Source organism: Achromobacter sp. 1011811831 (assembly GCF_059760905.1).
This window is the reverse complement of sequence record NZ_JCBANG010000235.1, coordinates 1-318: the sequence shown is the minus strand read 5'-3', so window position 1 is coordinate 318 and position 318 is coordinate 1. Positions and strand designations below refer to the sequence as shown.

At 70.4% G+C, this 318-nt stretch carries 1 pseudogene; it reads right to left on the bottom strand.

Going from position 1 to position 318, the window contains the following annotated elements:
- Positions 1 to 318 (bottom strand): annotated as a pseudogene (locus tag AC6LJ9_RS30765) (hypothetical protein); the annotation flags it as partial.

The window sequence follows — 318 nt, the reverse complement described above, 5'->3', positions numbered from 1 at the left end:
GCGACACGTCGCCGTCCACCACGATCAGGTCGTTCAGCGCGCCGCCCGCCACGTTGACCTCGCCGAACGAGTAATCCAGCGCGGTGCCGCTGCCCAGCGTCAGATTGCCCTTGATCGTCAGCGTGCCGGGCTCCGCGCCGTTCGAGCCGGGCGACAGCGTACTGTTGCCCGCCAGCGTCACATCGCCGCCGATCACGCCCTTGCCGCCCAGCCGGGCGTCGGTCACGGTGGTGGCCCCGGTCGCGGCCGTCTGGTCGCCGTCGATATACAGGCTGCCCGCTGATACCGTGGTCGCGCCCGTGTAGCTGTTGTTGCCGC